This window comes from Tardiphaga sp. GW821-FHT12E02 (genome assembly GCF_058807155.1).
Genome location: NZ_JBXAQK010000001.1, coordinates 5,233,033 through 5,252,869 on the forward strand (window position 1 = coordinate 5,233,033; position 19,837 = coordinate 5,252,869).

Consider the following 19,837-nt stretch of genomic DNA (forward strand, 5'->3'; position numbering starts at 1 on the left):
GATGGACGGCCGGGGCCAGGATTCATGGCATGTTTTCGGAGACAAATCAGCCGTCATCGCAGCAAGGCGTGAGGGCCGGCAAGTTCAAGCGTTATCCGACGTCCGTTGGGATGCCCAAGCCAGCGGCAGTGCAAAACAGGTGAACATTGCGATCACGGCAGCGGAAACCAGCATGCTCTCGACGGGCATTTCTCTTCTCCTCGGTTGATGGAGAAGAGCGTGCACCCCTGGCGTGCAGGCCGCCTTGAGATGGATCAATTCGGCCGAATGGTCAGGCCGCTGCCAATGCGTCCAGCTTGTCCATCGACAGCAAGCGGACGCCGTCCGGCACCACCACCAGCGCCTTGTCCTTGGCGAGCTTGGTCAGCGTACGGCTGACGGTCTCGATGGTCAGGCCGAGATAATCGGCGATATCCTGCCGGCTCATCGGCAGCGGCACGGTGACCGACTTCTGGCCGATGCGGGCATAGCGGGCCTGCAGGTTAAGCAGGAAGGCCGCGACCTTCTCATCGGCATTACGGCGGCCGAGCAGCAGCATCTGGTCCTGGGCGAGGCTTAATTCGTGGCCGGCGAATTCGTGCATCCGACGCAGCAGATGCGGCTTTCCATCGACATAGCTCAGGAAGGCCGCGCGGGAAAAACGGCAAACCCGCGCCGGGCTCACGGCCTCGGCGGCGACGCCATAGCGGTCCATCATCGCCAGGCCGAGGAAATCGCCTGGAAGCGCAAAACCGACGATCTGACGGCGCCCATCCGGCAGCGACTTGTAGAGGCGGACAACGCCTTCGGTGACATTAAACACAGCCCCGGCCTGTGCGCCCTGATCGAACAGCATGGTCTTGGCCGGATAATTCTTGACCTGGCTGAGGCGGTCGAGCTCGTCCAGCTCGTTGGGTTCCAGAGCCGCGCAAACGCTGAACATACGCACTTTGCAGTCGTCGCAGGCCCCGCGGCCATGCTTGCAATCGGCCGTGCCGCAGGTGTCGGCCGGGAGTTCCGCGAAGGTCATGGCGTGGTCCGTGGTCATTTCGAAGCTCGCAAGGGTCATATCAGCCAGGTCCTGAAATTAGCTTATACCTTTTGACATTGATCAATCAGGCCCGCCTTGATGCAGATCAATGCCTGCCTCTCCCGCCCCGGTCAGTTTGTCGCGCTATGCGGGAAACGGTCATGAAAAACGAGGAATATCAGGCACTACCCATGACCTGGGCCGAGGCTCCCGTGGCCTATCCGCTGGTCTATCTTCACGATGCCAGCGTCACGCTGGACGCATGGCTCGATTTCGTCCGGCGGCGTACCGGCCAGGGCGAAAATAGCGGCCTGATCGTCATGCGCGACCGCGCCAAAATCGTCCACGCCCTGTTCGCCTACCGCGTGGATCTCGACATCAAGGGCCTGCGGCAGCTCTGCATTGCCCAGCTCATCGTGGCGCAAATTCCGGGCTCGCAGATCGACCGGGCCGTCATCGCCGCCACGCGGCGGATGGCGGAGCAGTTCGACTGCCAGGACATCACCATCGAACAACCTTTCTGCCTGACCGCGCCCACGATCTCCGCGGCATAGTCCGTATCTGGTATACCACGGTCTGGATTGCCGATCGTCAATCGGCTAGACTCCCCCATCAAATCAAACTGCCGCCGGCCACCAAGAGCCGAGCGGCAACAAAACCATCGGGGGAAACGTGGCGCGTAACATTCTCATTCTCGGGGCCTCTTACGGCTCCCTGCTGGCAACCAAGCTTCTGATGGCCGGGCACAATGTGACCCTGGTCTGCCGCAAGAAGACCGCCGAACTGATCAATCGCGACGGCACCGAAGTCCGCATTAAGCTGCGCGACGAGAAAGACCACCGCGCCATCTTTTCCCGCGACCTGCCAGGCAAACTGGACGCGACCTCGCCGGATCAGGTGGACCTCAAGCGCTACGACCTCGTCGGCCTGGCGATGCAGGAGCCGCAATACACCAACCACACGATCCGCGTGCTGATGATCAAGATCGCCGCAGCGAAGCTGCCGTGTCTGTCGATCATGAACATGCCGCCGCTGCCCTATCTGAAGCGTATCGCCGCACTGAAGGAGATGGATCTCGAAGAGGCCTATACGAACGCCTCTGTGTGGGAGCGCTTTGAGCCCGGTCTCGTCACGCTATGCTCGCCCGATCCACAGGCGTTCCGGCCGCCGGAAGAAGCAGCGAATGTGTTGCATGTCGGCCTGCCCACCAATTTCAAGGCGTCCGCTTTTGCAGATGACGCGCACAACAAGATTTTGCGCGAGTTGGAAGCCGATATCGATGCGGTCAAGCTCGACGGGCACGATGTGCCGGTGAAACTGAAAGTGTTTGATTCGCTATTTGTGCCACTGGCGAAGTGGTCGATGCTGCTGACGGGCAATTATCGCTGCATCACGCCGGAAGAACCGCAATCGATCCGTGAAGCGGTGCACGGCGATCTCGCGATCTCGCAGTCGATCTATGAACATGTCGACGCCATCGCGCGGAAGCTGGGCGCCGACCCCGAGGATCAGGTGCCGTTCGCAAAATATGCCAAGGCGGCGGAGAGCCTCCTCAAACCGTCATCGGCCGCGCGTGCGGTGGCTGCCGGTGCGCCCTTCATCGAGCGTGTCGATCTGCTGGTCAAGCTGATCTCGCATCAGCTTGGGATGACCAATGCGAATATCGATCGCACGGTGGATGTGGTCGATCAGAAGCTCAATGAGCGCCTGGAATCCAGCACTGGCATTTGAACGCCGAGCGTGCGGCCGTGCCTGTCACGGCCGCAGCGCATATCCGCCGATATGCAGCTCGCCCGTCGATGTGCGTTCGACCACGCCGTCGAGCCCATAGACCTCGCGCAACATCGCCGACGTGATCGCGTCTGACGCCGCACCGCTGCTGTAGAGCGCGCCGTCTTTCATGACGACGACATTGTCGGCCCAGCGCGCCGCGGCCTGCAAGTCGTGCAGCACCGCGATCACCGTGGTGCCAGCTGAAGCGACCTCGCGCACGATCTGCATCACCTGCAACTGGTGCCGGAGATCAAGCGCACTGGTCGGCTCGTCCAGCAACAACAGCTTCGGCTGACGGACAAGCGCCTGCGCGAGGCTGGCGAGCTGACGTTGACCGCCGGAGAGCTGGTCGAATGCATTCAATGCGAGATCAACAATACCAAGCCGCGCCAGCACGTCGAGCGACGCATTACGAAAGCCGTCGGCACTCCATGTCGTGTTGGAGGGCGGCGATGCGCGCAACGCGCTGATGACGGCCTCAACCACGCTGAGCGACATCCGCTGCGGCAGGAATTGCGGCATGAAGGCCATCACGGCCGAACGCCGTTGTGCCGATGCGGCAAGCAGATCCTCTGCGCCGAAGCGAATAGCGCCGCTGGCAGGAACGAGTCCGGCAATTGCGCGCAGCAGTGTCGTCTTGCCGGCGCCGTTCGGCCCCACCAGCGCGGTGACCTGCCCGCCCGCAATTGGCGGCAGCGTCAGGTCGCGGAGCACCTTGCGTGCGCCATAGCCGGCCGAGAGCGTGCTGATATCCAGCGTGGGAGTGCTCATACGGCCCCTCGCCTACTGAAGATCAGTGAGAAGAACACCGGCAATCCGATCAAAGCGGTGACGATGCCGATGGGGATGATAACGCCGGGGATGATGCTTTTGCTGGCGACCGAAGCGAGTGACATGATGATCGCGCCTGTCAACGCGCTGGCCGGCAGGAAGAAGCGATGATCTTCGCCGATCAGCAGCCGCGCGATATGGGGCCCGGCAAGCCCGACAAAGCCGATGGTGCCGACAAAGGCCATGGCGGTGGCCGTGAGAATGCTGATGCGCAGCAGCGACATGAAGCGCAGCTGCGTGATGTTGATGCCGAGGCTGCGCGCGCGATCCTCGCCGAGCCGCAGCGCCATCATCGGCCAGGCGGCTCGCTGTGCGAATGGCAGGGCGATCACGGCGACAAGCGCCAACAGCCGCACCTTCTCCCAACTCGCACGGGAGAGGCTGCCCATGATCCAGAACACGAGCTGCTGCAGCGCCTGCTGGCTGGCGAGAAACTGCGTCAGGGCCACGAGCGCGTTGAAGGTGAAGAACAGCGCGATACCGCACAGAACAAGGATGTCAGTCCCGGAGCCGCGCATCCGCACCACCGACTGCAGCACGACGACGGCGATGAAGGAGAACACGAACGCATTGGCCGAGATGATCCAGTTCTGCGGCACGCCGGGAATACCGATGCCCAGCACGATGGCTAGCGCCGCACCGAATGACGCTGCCGAGGACACGCCGAGGGTGAACGGGCTCGCCAGCGGATTGCCGAGAATGGTCTGCATCTCCGCGCCCGCCGTCGCCAGTGCGAGCCCGACCAGCACAGCGAGTAGCGCCTGCGGCAATCGCACTTCCCACAGGATCGCGCGCTGCGCCCCGGACAATGTGCTGCCATCCAAGATGCCGCGCACGGCATCGATCAGACCGAGGCTGGACGGGCCGGTGCCGAGATCAACTGCGAAGGCAACGAGGCTTATGAGCGCGAGCACGAGCAGAAATACCATGCGCCGACGCACGACGCGTTGATACGCTGTTGCCGCACGTGCAGTCGCAGTCTCCGTCACTTGAGATCGACCCAATAGATGCCGCTCATCGGCACCGCGAGAAAGCGCTTGTTGATCTCCGCCATGGTCGCATTCGGATCGATATCGGTCATCGCCTGCGGATGCAGCCAGCGCGCGAGCGCTTCGACGGCCAGCAGATTGAGCGGCGTCGACATGATGTTGTGGAACAGCCCATGCACATTCTTCTCGCGCACGGCGCGCAACTCCGCAAAGCCTGGCCGTGCGACCACGGCGGCGAGGCGACCCTGGATCGTCGCAGCATCGAAGCCAGGCCCGATCACCAGCCCGCCCGTCGCCTTTAGATGCGCGCCGCCGGTGCCCACATAAATCTCAGGATTGCTGGCGATAATATATTCCAGACCGAGCTGCGCCGATGGTCCTTTGGAAACCTCGGCCGAAATGCTGTCACCGCCGGCGAATGAAATGAAACGGCCGAGATTGGCTGCACCGAGCGAGTGGCAGCAATCGGATGTACTGGCATGGGTCTCGAACAGGATGCTCGGCCGCCTCATGCCCGATGCGGCAACACGCTCCGAGATTCGCTTCATATGTGCCTCGTAAAAGGCGACATAATCCTCGGCCTGCTTGTTGCGTCCCGTCACGCGGCCGAGGATGCGCATGCTGGGAACGGTGTTGTCGAACGGATTGATGAAGAAATCCGTGAACACCACTGGGATGCCGGCGGCTTCCAGTTGCCGCGCCACATCGTTGCTGCGGCCGCCCGGCGCAAAACTGGTGCCGAGCACGGCGATATCCGGCTTGATGGCGATCGCTTTCTCCACCGAAAACGAACCATCATTGCCCATGCCCAGCACGGGAATGTCGTCGATGGCCGGAAATTTCGCGCGATAGAGCGCATAGCTCTCGCTGTCATTGCGGCGGAAATCGCCGAGCCATCCCGCGATCAGGCTGACCGGATCGGGATGGAGCAGCGACAGGCTCAGGATCTGTCGTCCTTCGGCCAGCAGAATGCGCTGCGCCGGCTGCGCCAACGTGACCGTACGTCCGGTGATGTCGGTCACCGTCAACGGCTCCGCCAATGCAGGCATCATCGCCAGCCACGCGCCGGCGATACATCCGGCAAGGCCAGCCATCACGGATCGCATATTCATGAACGTCATCATGCGCCTGACATCAGCGAGAACCGCAGTGACCGGCTGATCGCCGCCGGCAGCACTGATGCGTGGTTCTCACCCTCGAATTCCTTATAGGTCACGGCCAGCGCCGCCGGATCCAAGGTTGCGAGATCGGATGCGAGCCCCTTCGCATTCTCTACCATCTTGTTACGCCGAATCCACGAATCGTAATCGGCAGACGATCCATCGCCGGATTGCGCTTCGGCCTGTTCGAGGCTGCCGATCGTGATGAGCAGCCGCCGCGTCGGCTCCACCGGCTTCGCCGCCATGAAGCGGGCCTTAACCTGCATCAGGTGATCACCTCCGAACCAGATGGAAGGACTCGCCGCTGCATAGTTCCGGAACAGCGCCGGCCGCGTGAACAGCGTATGCAACACGAACAGCCCGCCGAAGGAATGGCCGAACAGCGCGCTCTGGTCGCAATCGGCATCGAACTCGGCCGCGATCATCGGCTGCAATTCATCGGCGATGAAATCAAGAAATTCATCCGCCCCGCCGGTGCGGCTCCAGCCGCCGCGATCCGGGCGCTGCGGCAGCGCATCTTCCGGCACCGGCGGCGTGTAGTCATAGGTGCGGCGTTCGGCATCGAGCCACAGCGTGGTGGGATAGCCGATGCCGACCACGATCGCCGGTCGCACGCCGGTGCGCTCGGGCCGGCGCGACTGCAGCGCCGTCGCAGCCGCCGCGATCGGAAAGGTGCCGTTGCCATCCAGGAGATAGACGACAGGCATTTTGCTCCGCAGCTGACCGGTCGCCGGCTGCCAGATAAAAATGCGGTAGTCGCGCCCTGTCTTCGACATCACGTCGCGAACACTGGCACCAGGCAGCATCACATTCGGCATACACACATCGCTTTGCTGGCTGTTGGGCTCGCATGATCCGGCATCGACCTCAAGCCGATGCCGGATCAACTCACTTACCACTGATAGCGGACCGTCCCCAGCGTGGTCCGGCCATTGCCATAGAAGCACTGGGCAGACGACGCACAGCCGGATACGTAGGTCTTGTCGGTGATGTTGGTCATGTTGACCGCCAGCTTCCAGCCCTTGAGCTGCGGCGACGCACCGGCCAGATCGTAGTGCACGGCGAGATCGCCGAGCGTGTAAGCTGGCACGATCATGGCAGCGCTGTTGATATTGTCGCCATAGGACGAGCCGACATAGCGCACGCCACCGCCGAAACCGAAGCCGGCCAGCGGGCCGCTCTGGAACGTGTAATCCATCCACAGCGAAGCCGTATCTGCAGCAGCTCCGACCGGCTTCTTGCCCTGCAGCGAGATGCCGCTCACGATCTGCGTGCTTTTTGTGATGTCGATATCCGTGTGCGAATAGGCGGCAATCACGTCGAGGCCCGGCTGCAGCGTGATCTTGCCCGACAGTTCGATGCCCTTCGAGCGCACTTCACCCTGCTGGATCTGGCAATAGCCGCTGGCGGCCGTGCAAAGCGGAAATGCCGTCGATACACGCGCCGTATCCGTCGTCAGCACATTGCTTTGTGTGATGTCGAAATAGGACAGCATGAAGAAGCCATTCATGCCGATCGGCTGATACTTCAGACCGACTTCATACTGTTCGCCCGTGGTCGGCTTGAATGCCGTGCCGGTGTAATCGGTACCAACCGTCACGCTCGGCTCGAACGATGTCGAATAGCTCGCATAGGGCGCGAAGCCATTGTCGAACAGATAGGTCGCACCGACGCGCCAGGTCGTGGCCTGATCGGATGGGCGGATGGTGCTGGTGACCGCTCCGGACGCGATGGTGCTCTGCTGGTTGGAACCATTGGACCAGTCATGACGGACACCGGCCGCCACGTTGAGCTTTCCGATGCGGACCTGATCCTGAAGGTAAAGGCCGGCCTGTTCGCGATCGATCACGGTCTGCGTGGTCAGCGGCGGCACTGTCACCGTACCGTAGTTCGGATTCAGGTAATTGATATTGGTCGCGGTGCCATTGCCAAAACGGGCCGTGGCCGACGACTTCTGGTAATCGAGACCCATCAACACGGTGTGCTCGAGCCAGCCGGTCACGAATTTCGCTTCCGCCTGGTTGTCGATCGCAGCGGCCTTCAGCTGTTCCAGATAATTCGTGGTCGTGCGTACGAGGCACAGATTGGCCGTGGTGCCTGCGCCGCACGTCGAGCCAGCTCCGAACGGTGTGGAGTTCGACACCGGCGCCGCCTTGAAGTCGCTCGTCACTTCCATGTAGCGGAAGTTCTGGCGCACCGCCCAGGTCTCGTTGAAGTGATGCTCGAACTCGTAGCCGACCGAGGTCTGTTCACGCGAATAGGTGTTCAGGTTCGGGTGCGCGGAGAAGAAATTGCGCGGGATCTGGCCGTTCGGATTGGTCTGCAGCGTGCCAAGGGCCGGCAGCCAGTTCGGCTGATAGCTCGACGGGTCCTTGGTGTAGCTGGCGCGCACGGTCAGCGAGGTATCCTGCGATGGCCGCCAGGTGATGGTCGGCGCGATCATCTGGCGTTCGCTGGTGGTATTGTTCACATCGGTATCGGTGTGGCGGCCGAGACCGATCAGGCGATACATCAGGTCGCCGTCTTTAGTCAGCGGCCCGCTGACATCGAAGCCGCCCTCGACGCGATTGTTGTTGCCGAAACGGGTGAAGATCTCGCCCTGCGGGGTCGCGGTCGGGTTCTTGCTGATCAGATTGACCATGCCACCGAGATTGTTCTGCCCGTACAGCACCGATGCGGGGCCGCGCAGGATCTCGACGCGCTCCAGCAGGAACGGATCGACCGATGGCATCGCATAGGAGACGCCGCGCGGCAGGCGCAGGCCGTCCCAGAAATGCAGATAATTGGCAGCGCCACCAAAGCCACCGAAGCCGCGGATGAACACGTTGTCGAAGCGATCGCCGACGCGGCTTTCCGAGATCACGCCGGGCTCATAACGCAGCGCTTCGGCCACCGTGCGCGCGCCCTGCTGCTGGATCTGCTCGCGCGTCACCACCGAGATCGACTGTGGCGTCGCAAGGATGGACGAATCCGTCTTGCTGCCCGTGCTGGTACGGCTGGCGACGATGCCGCGCACCGGACCACGCGCGGTCTCGCGCGGGGCGGCCTCGACGGCCGGCGGCGGCGTCACGGCCGCACGGCGCGCGGGAGCGGCCGTACGGGCTGCGCGCTGCTTCGGTGCGGCGCGCACGGTGCGCGCCGCCGGAGCATCCACCGTCACTGACGGGAGCGTTGAACTGGTTGCCTGCTGGGCCAGCAACGACGTGGCATCGACGAACGGAAGCGCCAGAGCGAGTGGCGAGACATGGAGCAATCGGCTCCAGCGCAATTGTGTCGTCATGTGTCGGTGATCCCCGTGAAATCCTGGTGGCGCCAGATAAAGTCCCCGGTCTGGCGCCATCGTCTCTTGGCATGCAGGGCCGGGGCGAGATAGGCGCCGACTTTCGTTTGCCGGACTCTCGCTTTTGCTCGGGGTTAGGAGACCTATAAACTGCCGCAGGCGCGGCTAGCGTAAGCTGCTCGGGGAAATGCCGAAGCGCTTGCGGAAAATCGTCGCGAAATGCGCCGCGCCGTAGCCGACGTGATAGGCGGCTTCCGACACGCTCATCTCGCCGGAAGCGATGAGCTTATAGGCCTGTTCCAGCCGGTATTCCTGCAGGAAGCCGAACACCGTCGCCCCATAGACCCGACGAAAACCATCGCTGAGTTTGCGGACATTGAGCCCCACCTGCTGCGCCAGCCCCTCAAGCGACGGCGGCTGCTGCATGGCCTCGATCAACAATTCCCGCGCCTGCCGGATTCGATCGAAATCGCGCGACGACAATTGCAATGCCTGCGGCGCGCTGGCCTGGCTGAGACACGAGGAAATCGCGAGCGCCGCGAGCTGCATCGCCTTGCCGCCGAGATAAAGCTCGCGCTCGGCACCACGGATCGGGCAATTCATGATCTGCGCCGACAGCGCCTGCAGCGCGTGGCCGGCGGAGCAGGACATCAGGAACGCGTCCTGATCGGCCGATGCGCGCGTGGCCTCGAAAGACGCCGCCATCGCCTGCGCCATCTCGGCGCTGACGAGCCCTTCCTGCATCTGCACGATCACGTAGCGCACCGGCACATCAGCCGCAAAAACCTGGTCGCGCGGCGCGCCATTCGGCGAACGGATCACCAGCGCCGCAGGGCCACAGATCTCGCGACCGGCGCCCTCGCCCACCGCGATCTGCAACCTGCCGCTGAGCAGCAATACGATCTTCACGCCGGCCGGCAGCGTCGCATTCACCCGCTTCGGTTGATCAAAACTCTGCACGCCCGCAGACACGACGAGCGCCCCCGACAGCAGGGTCAGTCTTTCGCTGGGATTTGATGAGGAAGCGGCGGCGGTCAAAGGCTTGGCGTCAATTTGGCTGAGCGGGAACCTTTGTCACTAAATCAATTACGCGGTCGCACCCAAGGTGATTTCACCTGGGGAACTTACAATTGGTCGAAATAGCAGGCCTGACCAGCCCCATCACACTATACCGTCATGCGACTCACGCGTTCACAGGAATGAGCTTCGCGATGGCCGCAAGCAGATCGGTCTGCGTGATCAGGCCGGCAATGGTCCGATCATTGTCGATGACGATGACCGCATGGGTGCGGCCATCGGTCAGCGTCGGCAACAGGGCGATCGCAGGGGTTTGCGCCGACGCCGTGGATGCAGGCGACATCCGCACACTCATATCGCCTGCCTTGTCGAGAATTTCACGCAGACCAATGGTGCCGACGAGATGCCCCTGCCGGTCGATCACGGGCAGCGTCCGCACATTGTGCTTGAGCAGTCGTGTCTGCGCGAGTTCGACCTTGTCCCACACGCCCACCGTCACGACATCGCGCGACATGATGTCTTCACACGCGACATTGCCGTGGGTCCGCAGCAGCGCCTGTAGCTCCACCTGCCGCAGCAGGCTGTCGAGATCCTCGGGGCTAATATCGAAACTCTCTTTCAGGACTTCGAGCGCCTTGCTGATATCCTCTGGCTTGAAGCCGACCCGCAATTCGGGGCTGATATCCGCAGTCCCATGCGTATTCGGCGGCGGCGCGCTCGCGAGATGCGGATAGGTGTGGCGCGACACCTTGTGAAACAGCAGGCCGAGCGCAACCAAGAGCAGCGAGTTCAGGCCGACAGGAACGAACGGAAACAGAAAGCCCGCCGATGTCACCGCCGGACCACCGATAATGGCTGTTAGCGCCGTCGCACCGCCCGGTGGATGCAGGCAGCGCGCGAAGGACATGGCCGCGATGGCGATGGATACACCGAAGCCGATCGCGAGAATGGGATCGCGGACGAAATGCGCAACGATAACGCCGATAAAAGCCGAGATCGTGTTGCCGCCGATGATCGACCACGGCTGCGCCAGAGGGCTGGCGGGAACCGCGAATAGCAGCACCGCTGACGCGCCGAGTGGCGCCACGATCAGCGGCAGGCTTGTGTGATCACCGAGCACGAAGCGGCAGATCATCCCGGTCAGTGCGATGCCCACCAGTGCGCCAACACACGCCAGCATGCGCTCGCGCAGGCTGGCGCCAGCGAGGATGGGTGTAAACAATCGGAAGCCACGGCGCGGCTGCGCCAACGCCCCTTTAGGGCTTTCGGATGTCGTCATCGAGGAGAACCGGAAACGCGCAGGCGAAATTGACGCGCGATCACCGTTGACCACGATGGACCAGCCTGCGGCATCGCAGGCGGTTCAGCTCGCAAACAAGCGAGCGTGAAGATGTTCTATCCAGTTCCACGCCTAAGGCAAGCTGGCCGATTACGCGCCCTCATCCAGCGCCACCATCTCCCGCTTCCGACGCAGCGCCGGCAACAGCGGCGCAATCAGCAGGATCACCGCAAGAACCAGACAAGCCGCGGAAATTGGACGTTCGACGAAAGTCATGAGATCGCCCTGCGACAGGATCAACGACTTGCGCAGATTGTTCTCGAGCAGCGGACCGAGCACGAAGGCTAGCACCAGCGGCGCTGGCTCATAGCCGAACTTGCGCATGAAGTAGCCGATGATGCCGAAGGCGACCATCACATAGACGTCAAACACATTGTTGCTGCTGCAATAGACGCCGATGATGGTGAACAGCACGATCAGTGGGAACAACACGTTGTAAGGCAGTTTCAGCAGCTTCACCCACATGCCGATCAGCGGCAGATTCAGCACCAGCAACATCGCATTGCCAATATACATGCTGGCGACGATGCCCCAGAACAATGTCGGATTCTGTGTGATGAGCAGCGGTCCGGGCTGCAGCCCGTGAATGACGAAAGCGCCAAGCAGCAGCGCCATCACCACATTCGGCGGGATGCCGAGCGTCATCAGCGGAATGAACGCGCCACCGGCGGCGGCGTTATTCGCAGCTTCCGGGCCGGCGACGCCTTCGATGGCACCATGCCCGAATTCCTCGGGCTTCTTCGCGAGACGTTTCTCCAGCGCATAGGATGCGAAGGACGCCACCACTGCGCCACCGCCGGGCAGAATGCCGAGGAAGAAGCCGAGAACAGTGCCGCGTCCGATCGGACCGGCGCTGCGTTTCCAGTCTTCCTTGTTCGGCAGCAATTGCGTGATCTTCGCATTGATGATCTCGCGCTTGATCGCCTGCTCGGTGTTGAGCAGCACTTCGGCGAGACCGAACAGGCCCATCACGACCGGCACAAGGCCAATGCCGTCGATCAGTTCGATACGGCCAAAGGTGAGACGTGGTTGCGCGGTAATGCTGTCGAGGCCGACAAGGCCGAGCACGATGCCGATGCAGGCCATCAGCAGCGCCTTGGCCATCGAGCCCTGCGTGAGGAAGGTGAGCACCACAAGGCCGAGCACCATCAGGCTGGCATATTCGGCCGGCCCGAAGGCAATCGCGACAGCCGCCAGCGAAGGCGCGACCAGCATCAAGGCGACAAGCGCAAAGGTGCCGGCAATGAAGGAGCCCAGCGCGGAAATCCCGAGCGCGGGACCTGCGCGGCCTTTCTTCGCCATCTGGTGGCCGTCGATACAGGTGACGACCGACGCCGCCTCGCCGGGGATATTGACGAGGATCGATGTGGTGGAGCCGCCATACATGGAGCCGTAATAGATGCCCGCCATCATGATGATGCCCGACTCCGGCGTGCCGGACAGCGTCACCGGCAGCAGCAGCGACATTGCCGAAATCGGACCGATGCCCGGCAGCACGCCGACCAGCGTGCCGATGAAGACGCCGATGAAACAATACAGCAGATTGACCGGCAGCAGCGCCACACCGAAGCCGTGAAATACGTTGGCGAGAACGTCCATGATGCCGCTCCCTCAACCGATCTCGAAGGTGCCAGTGGGCAGCATGATCGCCAGACCATGCTTGAGCACCCACCACACACCGACAGGCGCCAGCACCGCCAGCGGCACGGCCAGTGTCCAGCGCACAGGATCGATGATGCGCAACAAGAGCAGCATCAACGGAATGGTCGCGATCAGAAAGCCGAGCGGCTCCAATGCAAACGCATAAGCGATCAGGCACGCGATGATCAGCACCGGCTTGCTCCAGCGCGCATCCTCCCAGCGCGAGCCGAAGGTCGGGCCGCCTTCCGTCACCGATGCCAGGACGATGGTGACGGCGAACGCGCACATCAGGATGCCGATATAGAACAGCATGAAGCCGGAGCCGGGATCATTGATGGTGCCGAGCTTCAATTTGAGCCCGGAGCGGATCACGAACACGCCAAGCCCAAGGCCGATCACCCCGGTCCAGAATTCGGAATTGTTGAGACGGAAGGGAGGACGGGTGGTGGAGGCCATGGAGGAGCTTTCGGTCGTTCCACAATCACCGCTTCGTCCCCGCGCAGGCGGGGATCCATACACGCTGGCGATATGTGGCGGCGGATTGGAGAGGTCTTGCTTGCACGACAATGTCGGAGGGTATGGGTCCCCGCTTTCGCGGGGACGACACCTGGGATCTCCTACTTCTTCGCGAGCCCGATGCTGTCGATCACCTTGCGCTCCGACGCCGTCACCTCGACCACGAACTTCTTGTAGTCTTCGGTGTTCTTGTAATTCGGCACCATGTCATATTTCGCCAGCGTCGCGACGACGGCGGGATCCTCGATCGCCTTCTTGAAGGCATCATGCAGCTTGGCGACGATCTTCGGGTCCATGCCCTTTGGCCCGGCAATGCCGAATGGCGAGTCATAGACCATCGGATAGCCGCTCTCCTTCAGAGTCGGCGCATCCGGGAAATTCGGCGAGCGCTTGTCGGTCCACACCATCAAAAGACGCAGCTTGCCGGCATCGACCAGCGGTCGCCAGCCGGTGGAATCCGCCTGCAGCATGGTGTGATTGCCGAGCACTGCCGCGTTGGTCTCGGCGCCGCCCTTGAACGGCACCTGGGTCAACTTGATGCCGGCCAGTGCCGCGATCTGCTCCATGCCCACATGCAGCGAGGTGCCGGTGCCCGGCGTCGCATAGGTCACCTTGCCCGGATTGGCCTTGGCGAAATCGACCACGTCCTTCCAGGTCTTGAACTGCGAGTCCGCATTCGTCGTGATGCCGAAGGTGTAGCCGGTGAGATGGATGATGTAGGAAAAATCCTTGTCGGGATTCCACGACACTTCCTGCATCAACGGCAGGCGGAACACCGTGATCGGAATCTGCGAGATGGTGTAACCATCCGGCTTCGCCGCCGCCGCCATGGTCGCGGGGCCGACCGTGCCGCCGCCGCCGCCTTTGTTGTCGATGGCGATGGGCTGGCCGAGATGTTTCGACGCCGCATCCGCAATGGCGCGCATCGAGATGTCGGTGGAGCCGCCGGCAGGCCATGGCACGATCAGCGTGATCGGCTTGGTCGGATATTCCTGTGCGCGGACAATGGTGGCCGTGCCGAGCGTGGCAATCGCGGCGGCGGCCATGGCGACAGACAATGGAAGTGCAAAGCGACTGCGCTGCAGCATGAATTCTCTCCCTCTTTTATCTCTTGGCGGCCGCGGCTCATGACCGGACCTTTGTTGTGACGGCAGTGTAACGTCTAAATCCGTGTCGGAAAGTGCGTCTTCCGTCGTATCGCTGCCGTGTTGGCAATGAACGATGATTTGCCCGCGGTCGCAATTCCGATGGTGCAACGCGCATGCGACATACCGTCCGCATGACCTTGCACGTCATGGTGGAAAAGCGGCGGCTGTCGCATTGAAAATGCCGCCACAAAAAATGTCGGCACCATGTCGGATCGATATCGCCAGCTTCGTCCTTGGGACGACACCACATCATGCGAGGAAAACAACATGCCCAAGATGATCTTCGTGAACCTGCCGGTCAGCGACCTGCCCCGCGCGGTTGCCTTCTATGAGGCAGTCGGCGCGACCAAGAACCCGCAATTCTCCGACGACACCGCCGCCTGCATGGTGTTCTCCGACACCATCCACGCGATGCTGCTGACACACGACAAGTACAAGCAGTTCACCTCGAAGACGATCGTCGATGCGAAGACATCGAGCGAGGTGCTGATCTGCATCTCCGCCGACAGCCGCGACGAGATCGATGCGCTGGTGAGGAAGGCGACGGATGCCGGCGGCACGCCGGATCCGACCCCGACCCAGGATTTCGGCTTCATGTATGGCCGCAGCTATGAAGACCCGGACGGCCATATCTGGGAAGTGATGTGGATGGACATGGCGGCCGCCGAAGCCGCGATGGCGACCTGAGCGGAGGACGCGCGATGTCGAAGATTTCCCCTTGCATCTGGTACGAAACCGAGGCCGAAGAGGCCGCAAAATTCTACTGCTCGCTGGTGCCGAATTCCTCCATCGACCGCGTGCAGCGCGCGCCCATTGATTATCCCGGCGGCAAAGCTGGCCATGTGCTGGTCGTCGGCTTCACGCTGGCTGGCCAGAGCTTCATCGGCCTCAATGGCGGCAGCCCCGCCACCTTCAGCACGGCCGTGTCCTTCACCATCCATTGCGAGGATCAGGCGGAGGTCGATCGTGTCTGGGACGCCATTCTGGCCAATGGCGGCAAGGAAAATGCCTGCGGCTGGATCAACGACCGCTGGAGCGTGCCGTGGCAGATCGTCCCCAATGGCTTTACGGAACTGCTCGCCAGCGAGAATGGCGAGGGCGCCAAGCGGGCCATGGCCGCCATGATGGGCATGATCAAGCTCGATATGGCCGCGCTGCAAAAGGCCTTTGACGGCGTTTAGGGCGCGACCGAAGGCTCTCAAGCCGTTGGCAGAGCGCCGTAATCGGCGCTCTGCCGGAGACCGGCTAACCGAATGGCGGAAAAGCGGATTTTCGGTGGTCGCCTTGCTTGACAGGGCGTCCTCCCCGTCCCTATAAGCGGCCCGTTCGCGACGCGGCATTCTGGCCGTCGTGACCCTGTGGCGGGGTAGCTCAGCTGGTTAGAGCACGGGAATCATAATCCTGGGGTCGGGGGTTCGAGTCCCTCTCCCGCTACCAAATTCCTGCAACATCTCCAGCATGTCACCCAGCCCGCCGCCAAGCGGGCTTTCGATGTCGTGTTGGCGAACAACGCCGATTCCGCCACCAGTCACGGCTCACGCCGTCACCAGCCGTCCCGCCTCATCCATGCTCACATCGCGCTCGCCGAGCAGATGCGCGACAATGGCCCTCTGCACATCATTCTCCACCACCGCGAACGGATCCGGCGCCAGCAGACGATGCTCGATGACGAGGCGCGACATCAGCAGGCGGCGGGCATCGCCGCGCTGGAAGTGAATGCGATGCGCTTCCCACGCCATCGCGACGGCACTCGCCACGTGATAGAGCGCACTGGTGGCACGACGCGCATCACCCTCGTTGTCCGCGCGGGATGCAACCTCGCGGGCAAACGAGATCGCGCGGTCGGATAGCGCATGCAGCCGATCGCGCCAGGCTTGTGGGACACTCCGGGATTCGTTGAGCCGATTGTGCAGATCAGCGGCCAGCGCCGCTTCCGCACCATGCCGCCCAACAGCGCGCATCAGCGCGTCCAGGGCCACGATATTGCCGGTGCCTTCCCAGATCGAGCCGAGATGCGCGTCGCGCAGCAGACGTGCCGTGGCGAATTCCTCGATGTAACCGACACCACCGCGCATCTCCATCGCGTCGCCACAGACCTTGCGCGCATCACGCGTCGCGCGGAATTTCAAGACCGGCGTCAGGATGCGCAGCAGCGCCGCCGCATCCTGACTGCCGGCCTCCGCACGATCCAGTGCATCAGCGGTGACAAAGCTCATGGAGAGCCCCTGCTCCGTCGCCAGCAGGATCTTCATCAGCTGCCGCCGCGCCAGCGGCATATCGATGATGCGCTGGCCGAATACCACGCGGTTGCGGGCCACGGTGATCGCATCATGCCAGGCCCGGCGCATCAGCGCCGTGGACTTCACGCCATTGGAGAGGCGCGATGAATTCACCATCTCCGCCATCTGCACAAAACCGCGATCGAGCTTGCCGACCGCATAGCAGATTGCGCCTTCCAGCTTGATCTCGCCCGAGGCCATCGAGCGGGTGCCGAGCTTGTCCTTCAGACGCACGATCCGATAGTGGTTCTGCGTGCCGTCATCGAGGAAGCGCGGCATCAGGAACAGGCCGACGCCCTTGGTGCCGCCGACGGCGCCTTCCGGCCGCGCCAGCAGCATCACCACTTTCGCGTCGGCATTGGAGCAGAACCATTTCTCGCCATACAGCCGCCAGTGATCGCCTTCCTGCACGGCACGCGCTGTCAGCTTGCCGACATCGGAACCGCCTTCCTTCTCCGTCATGAACTGACCGCCTTGCGTGAGCTTGCTCATGTCGGTCTGCGTCAGCCCGTCCAGATATTTGGCCTGCAGCGCTTCGTCGCCGAATTTCGACAGCAGTTTCGCGGCGCCATCGGTGACATTGATCGGGCAGCCCATGCCGAATTCAGACTGGTTGAACAGGAACGTGAATGCGTGCTTCGCCGCCACCGGATAGGTCGATGGCCAGCCCATGATGCCCTTGCGATGCGACAGCGCGTGAATGCCGAACTGGCCAAAGGCGGCATTTTCCAGCTCGCGATAGGCCGGGTGATATTCCACCCACTGCGCATCCTGGCCGAACTTGTCGCGCTGGTGCAGCACCGGCCCATGCCGATCGGCCATCCGCCCCGCTTCATCCAGCGGCCCACCAACCAGTTCGCCCAGTTTTTCCAGATGCGGCTGGATGTGCTTGAACAGATCCTCCGGCAGATGAATGCGCAGGAGGTCGCGCAGCGCGGGATCAGCGTGGTAAAAATTCATCCCGGACGTATCCGGCGCGATCAGATTTTTGTTTTGCGCATGGGCGTTCATGGCGGCCTCTTGTGATGGGCTGATAGCGTTTCCATTTGCATCATGCACCCGCAACGCATGCGGATAAAGTGCTTAAGCCGGAGCGTAGGACCATGGATATCCCGCAATACGAAACGGCCCTGATCGTCGGCGCCGGCGAAGGCATCAGCGCATCGCTGGCGCGGCTGTTGTCGAAGCAAGGCATTCGCGTGGCGCTTGCCGCCCGCAACAGCGGCAAGCTTGACGGGCTAGCCCGCGAGACGGGCGCCAAAACATTTGCTTGTGATGCGACGCAAGCGGACGATGTCGCAAAACTTTTCGAGGATGTCGAAGCGCAGATCGGCAAGATCGACATCGTCGTCTACAATGCCAGCCAACGCGCCCGCGGCCCCTTCGTCGAACTGGCACCGAGCGACGTTGCGCAATCCATCGCTGTCAGCGCCTTCGGCGGCTTCCTCGTCGCGCAGCAGGCATTGCAGCGGATGCTGCCGAACAAGCATGGCGCCATCCTGTTCACCGGCGCGTCTGCCAGCATCAAGGGTTTTGCGCAATCGGCGCCTTTTGCCATGGGCAAATTCGCATTGCGCGGCCTCGCGCAGTCGCTCGCTCGCGAATTCGCGCCACAGGGCATCCATGTCGCGCATTTTGTGATCGATGGCGGCATCCGAAGTTCGGTGCGCACGGAGTCTGCGGACAAACCGGACTCGCTGCTCGATCCCGACGCCATCGCAGCAAACTATTGGCATGTGCTGCAGCAGTCGCGCAGTGCGTGGAGTTCCGAGCTGGAAATCCGGCCGTGGGTGGAGAAATTCTAGCGCGATGCCGTATCTCGATGCCGTAGGATGGGTTGAGCGCAGCGAGAACCCATCGGCGGAATCTGCCGCAACGACCGAATGATGGGTTTCGCTCCGGCGCTTCGCGCCTCCGCTCAACCCATCCTACGATCCCGCTCTACTTCGCCGCCTTCACGAAATCCACAAACGCCCGCAGCGCTGCCGGCAATTGTCGGCGGCTTGGGTAATACATGAAGAAGCCGGGATAGGCCGGGCACCAATCCGCTAGCACGCGCACCAGCTTCCGCTTCGCAATCAGGTCCTCGACCTGTTTCTCGAACACGTAAGCGAGCCCGGCACCGTCCAGCGCCGCATCCACCATCAGATCCTGATCATTCAGTGTCAGCGGACCCGCGACATCGATTTCCAATGCGACACCGCCGCGCTCGAATTCCCAGCGATACAGCGCCCCACCCCAGAAGCGGAAACGAATGCATGGCAGGTCTTTCAGTTCATGCGGCGTCCGCGGCTGTTTGTACTTTTTGAAAAACGCCGGCGTCCCCACCACGGCCGAGCGCTGCCGCGGTCCTATCGGCACGGCGATCATGTCCGCTGCAATCGTTTCACCGAAGCGAATGCCCGCATCGAATCCGGCGGAGACCATATCCACGAGCCCGTCATTCACCGCGATCTCGACATTGATTTCCGGATAGGCCTTCTGGAAGCGCGTCACGAGGGGCAGCAGCACCAGCTGCGCCGATTGCCTGGCCGCATTGAAACGCAACGTGCCGGCGGGCTTGCCGCGAAACGTATTCAGGTCTTCCAGCGCATCGTCGATATCCTGGAACGCCGGACTGACGCGCGCGAACAATCGCTCGCCCGCCTCGGTCAGCGCCACGCTGCGCGTGGTGCGATTGACCAGGCGCAGATCGAGCCGCTCCTCGATATTGCGCAAGGCATGACTGAGCGCCGAGGCGGATACGCCGAGCTCCACCGCCGCCGCGCGAAAACTGCGATGGCGGGCGATGGCCAGAAACGTTGCCAGTTCTGCCGGGCCGATCCGGTTCATTGATGAATTTCGCTCAATAAGAC

At 62.3% G+C, this 19,837-nt stretch carries 17 protein-coding genes, 1 tRNA gene and 1 pseudogene; 6 read left to right on the forward strand and 13 right to left on the reverse strand.

All coding sequences use genetic code 11. From position 1 onward, the window contains the following. Positions 1 to 271: 271 nt before the first annotated feature. Positions 272 to 1,009, reverse strand: a complete 738-nt coding sequence (locus AC1RQ5_RS24605) for a Crp/Fnr family transcriptional regulator (RefSeq protein ID WP_398484022.1) — start codon at positions 1,007 to 1,009, stop codon at positions 272 to 274. Between the two features lie 191 nt (positions 1,010 to 1,200). Here AC1RQ5_RS24605 and AC1RQ5_RS24610 point away from each other — a divergent pair, with 191 nt between their 5' ends. Further along, positions 1,201 to 1,563, forward strand: a complete 363-nt coding sequence (locus AC1RQ5_RS24610) for a hypothetical protein (RefSeq protein ID WP_493202469.1) — start codon at positions 1,201 to 1,203, stop codon at positions 1,561 to 1,563. 118 nt (positions 1,564 to 1,681) lie between these two features. Then, positions 1,682 to 2,740, forward strand: a complete 1,059-nt coding sequence (locus AC1RQ5_RS24615) for a ketopantoate reductase family protein (protein WP_493202471.1) — start codon at positions 1,682 to 1,684, stop codon at positions 2,738 to 2,740. 24 nt (positions 2,741 to 2,764) lie between these two features. Here AC1RQ5_RS24615 and AC1RQ5_RS24620 read toward each other — a convergent pair. The 10 genes and pseudogenes from AC1RQ5_RS24620 to AC1RQ5_RS24665 all read right to left on the reverse strand — a co-directional run. Beyond that, a pseudogene (locus tag AC1RQ5_RS24620) lies at positions 2,765 to 3,463 on the reverse strand (ABC transporter ATP-binding protein); the annotation flags it as partial. An 86-nt stretch (positions 3,464 to 3,549) separates the two neighbouring features. Further along, on the reverse strand, positions 3,550 to 4,542 hold the full coding sequence (locus AC1RQ5_RS24625) for a FecCD family ABC transporter permease (protein ID WP_493202473.1): 993 nt from the start codon (positions 4,540 to 4,542) through the stop codon (positions 3,550 to 3,552). Positions 4,543 to 4,598: 56 nt separating this feature from the next. Beyond that, the gene (locus AC1RQ5_RS24630; RefSeq protein ID WP_493202475.1) at positions 4,599 to 5,714 is read right to left on the reverse strand and encodes an ABC transporter substrate-binding protein; all 1,116 of its coding nucleotides are present in this window, start codon (positions 5,712 to 5,714) and stop codon (positions 4,599 to 4,601) included. Between the two features lie 8 nt (positions 5,715 to 5,722). Next, positions 5,723 to 6,580 carry an alpha/beta hydrolase gene (locus tag AC1RQ5_RS24635; RefSeq protein WP_493202476.1) on the reverse strand — a complete coding sequence of 286 codons (858 nt, stop codon included), beginning with the start codon at positions 6,578 to 6,580 and terminating at the stop codon, positions 5,723 to 5,725. A 74-nt stretch (positions 6,581 to 6,654) separates the two neighbouring features. Beyond that, the gene (locus AC1RQ5_RS24640; protein WP_493202478.1) at positions 6,655 to 9,042 is read right to left on the reverse strand and encodes a TonB-dependent siderophore receptor; all 2,388 of its coding nucleotides are present in this window, start codon (positions 9,040 to 9,042) and stop codon (positions 6,655 to 6,657) included. A 165-nt stretch (positions 9,043 to 9,207) separates the two neighbouring features. Next, the gene (locus AC1RQ5_RS24645) at positions 9,208 to 10,014 is read right to left on the reverse strand and encodes a helix-turn-helix transcriptional regulator (RefSeq protein WP_493202480.1); all 807 of its coding nucleotides are present in this window, start codon (positions 10,012 to 10,014) and stop codon (positions 9,208 to 9,210) included. A 211-nt stretch (positions 10,015 to 10,225) separates the two neighbouring features. Next, entirely contained in the window at positions 10,226 to 11,338 is a 1,113-nt protein-coding gene (locus AC1RQ5_RS24650; protein WP_493202481.1) for an HPP family protein, read from the reverse strand. A gap of 150 nt (positions 11,339 to 11,488) precedes the next feature. After that, positions 11,489 to 12,997, reverse strand: coding sequence for a tripartite tricarboxylate transporter permease (locus AC1RQ5_RS24655; RefSeq protein WP_398482498.1), 1,509 nt, complete (start codon positions 12,995 to 12,997; stop codon positions 11,489 to 11,491). Positions 12,998 to 13,009: 12 nt separating this feature from the next. Continuing rightward, complete coding sequence (locus AC1RQ5_RS24660) at positions 13,010 to 13,495, reverse strand: tripartite tricarboxylate transporter TctB family protein (RefSeq protein ID WP_398482500.1); 486 nt, start codon at positions 13,493 to 13,495, stop codon at positions 13,010 to 13,012. 161 nt (positions 13,496 to 13,656) lie between these two features. Next, entirely contained in the window at positions 13,657 to 14,601 is a 945-nt protein-coding gene (locus AC1RQ5_RS24665; RefSeq protein ID WP_493203553.1) for a tripartite tricarboxylate transporter substrate binding protein, read from the reverse strand. 369 nt (positions 14,602 to 14,970) lie between these two features. Between AC1RQ5_RS24665 and AC1RQ5_RS24670 the strand changes: the two genes are divergently transcribed. The 3 genes from AC1RQ5_RS24670 (at position 14,971) to AC1RQ5_RS24680 (ending at position 16,140) form a co-directional block, all read left to right on the forward strand. After that, a complete protein-coding gene (locus tag AC1RQ5_RS24670) occupies positions 14,971 to 15,390 on the forward strand; it encodes a VOC family protein (protein WP_493202484.1) in 420 nt (139 codons plus the stop codon). 14 nt (positions 15,391 to 15,404) lie between these two features. Further along, the gene (locus tag AC1RQ5_RS24675; RefSeq protein ID WP_493202486.1) at positions 15,405 to 15,884 is read left to right on the forward strand and encodes a VOC family protein; all 480 of its coding nucleotides are present in this window, start codon (positions 15,405 to 15,407) and stop codon (positions 15,882 to 15,884) included. 179 nt (positions 15,885 to 16,063) lie between these two features. Then, positions 16,064 to 16,140: transfer RNA gene (locus tag AC1RQ5_RS24680), tRNA-Met, on the forward strand. A 98-nt stretch (positions 16,141 to 16,238) separates the two neighbouring features. On the opposite strand, the gene AC1RQ5_RS24685 is transcribed toward AC1RQ5_RS24680, so the two are convergent. Then, a complete protein-coding gene (locus AC1RQ5_RS24685) occupies positions 16,239 to 17,993 on the reverse strand; it encodes an acyl-CoA dehydrogenase family protein (protein ID WP_493202488.1) in 1,755 nt (584 codons plus the stop codon). Between the two features lie 92 nt (positions 17,994 to 18,085). Here AC1RQ5_RS24685 and AC1RQ5_RS24690 point away from each other — a divergent pair, with 92 nt between their 5' ends. Then, positions 18,086 to 18,787, forward strand: coding sequence for an SDR family NAD(P)-dependent oxidoreductase (locus tag AC1RQ5_RS24690; RefSeq protein WP_493202490.1), 702 nt, complete (start codon positions 18,086 to 18,088; stop codon positions 18,785 to 18,787). 136 nt (positions 18,788 to 18,923) lie between these two features. On the opposite strand, the gene AC1RQ5_RS24695 is transcribed toward AC1RQ5_RS24690, so the two are convergent. Continuing rightward, positions 18,924 to 19,814 carry a LysR family transcriptional regulator gene (locus AC1RQ5_RS24695; RefSeq protein ID WP_398479233.1) on the reverse strand — a complete coding sequence of 297 codons (891 nt, stop codon included), beginning with the start codon at positions 19,812 to 19,814 and terminating at the stop codon, positions 18,924 to 18,926. Positions 19,815 to 19,837 lie beyond the last annotated feature (23 nt).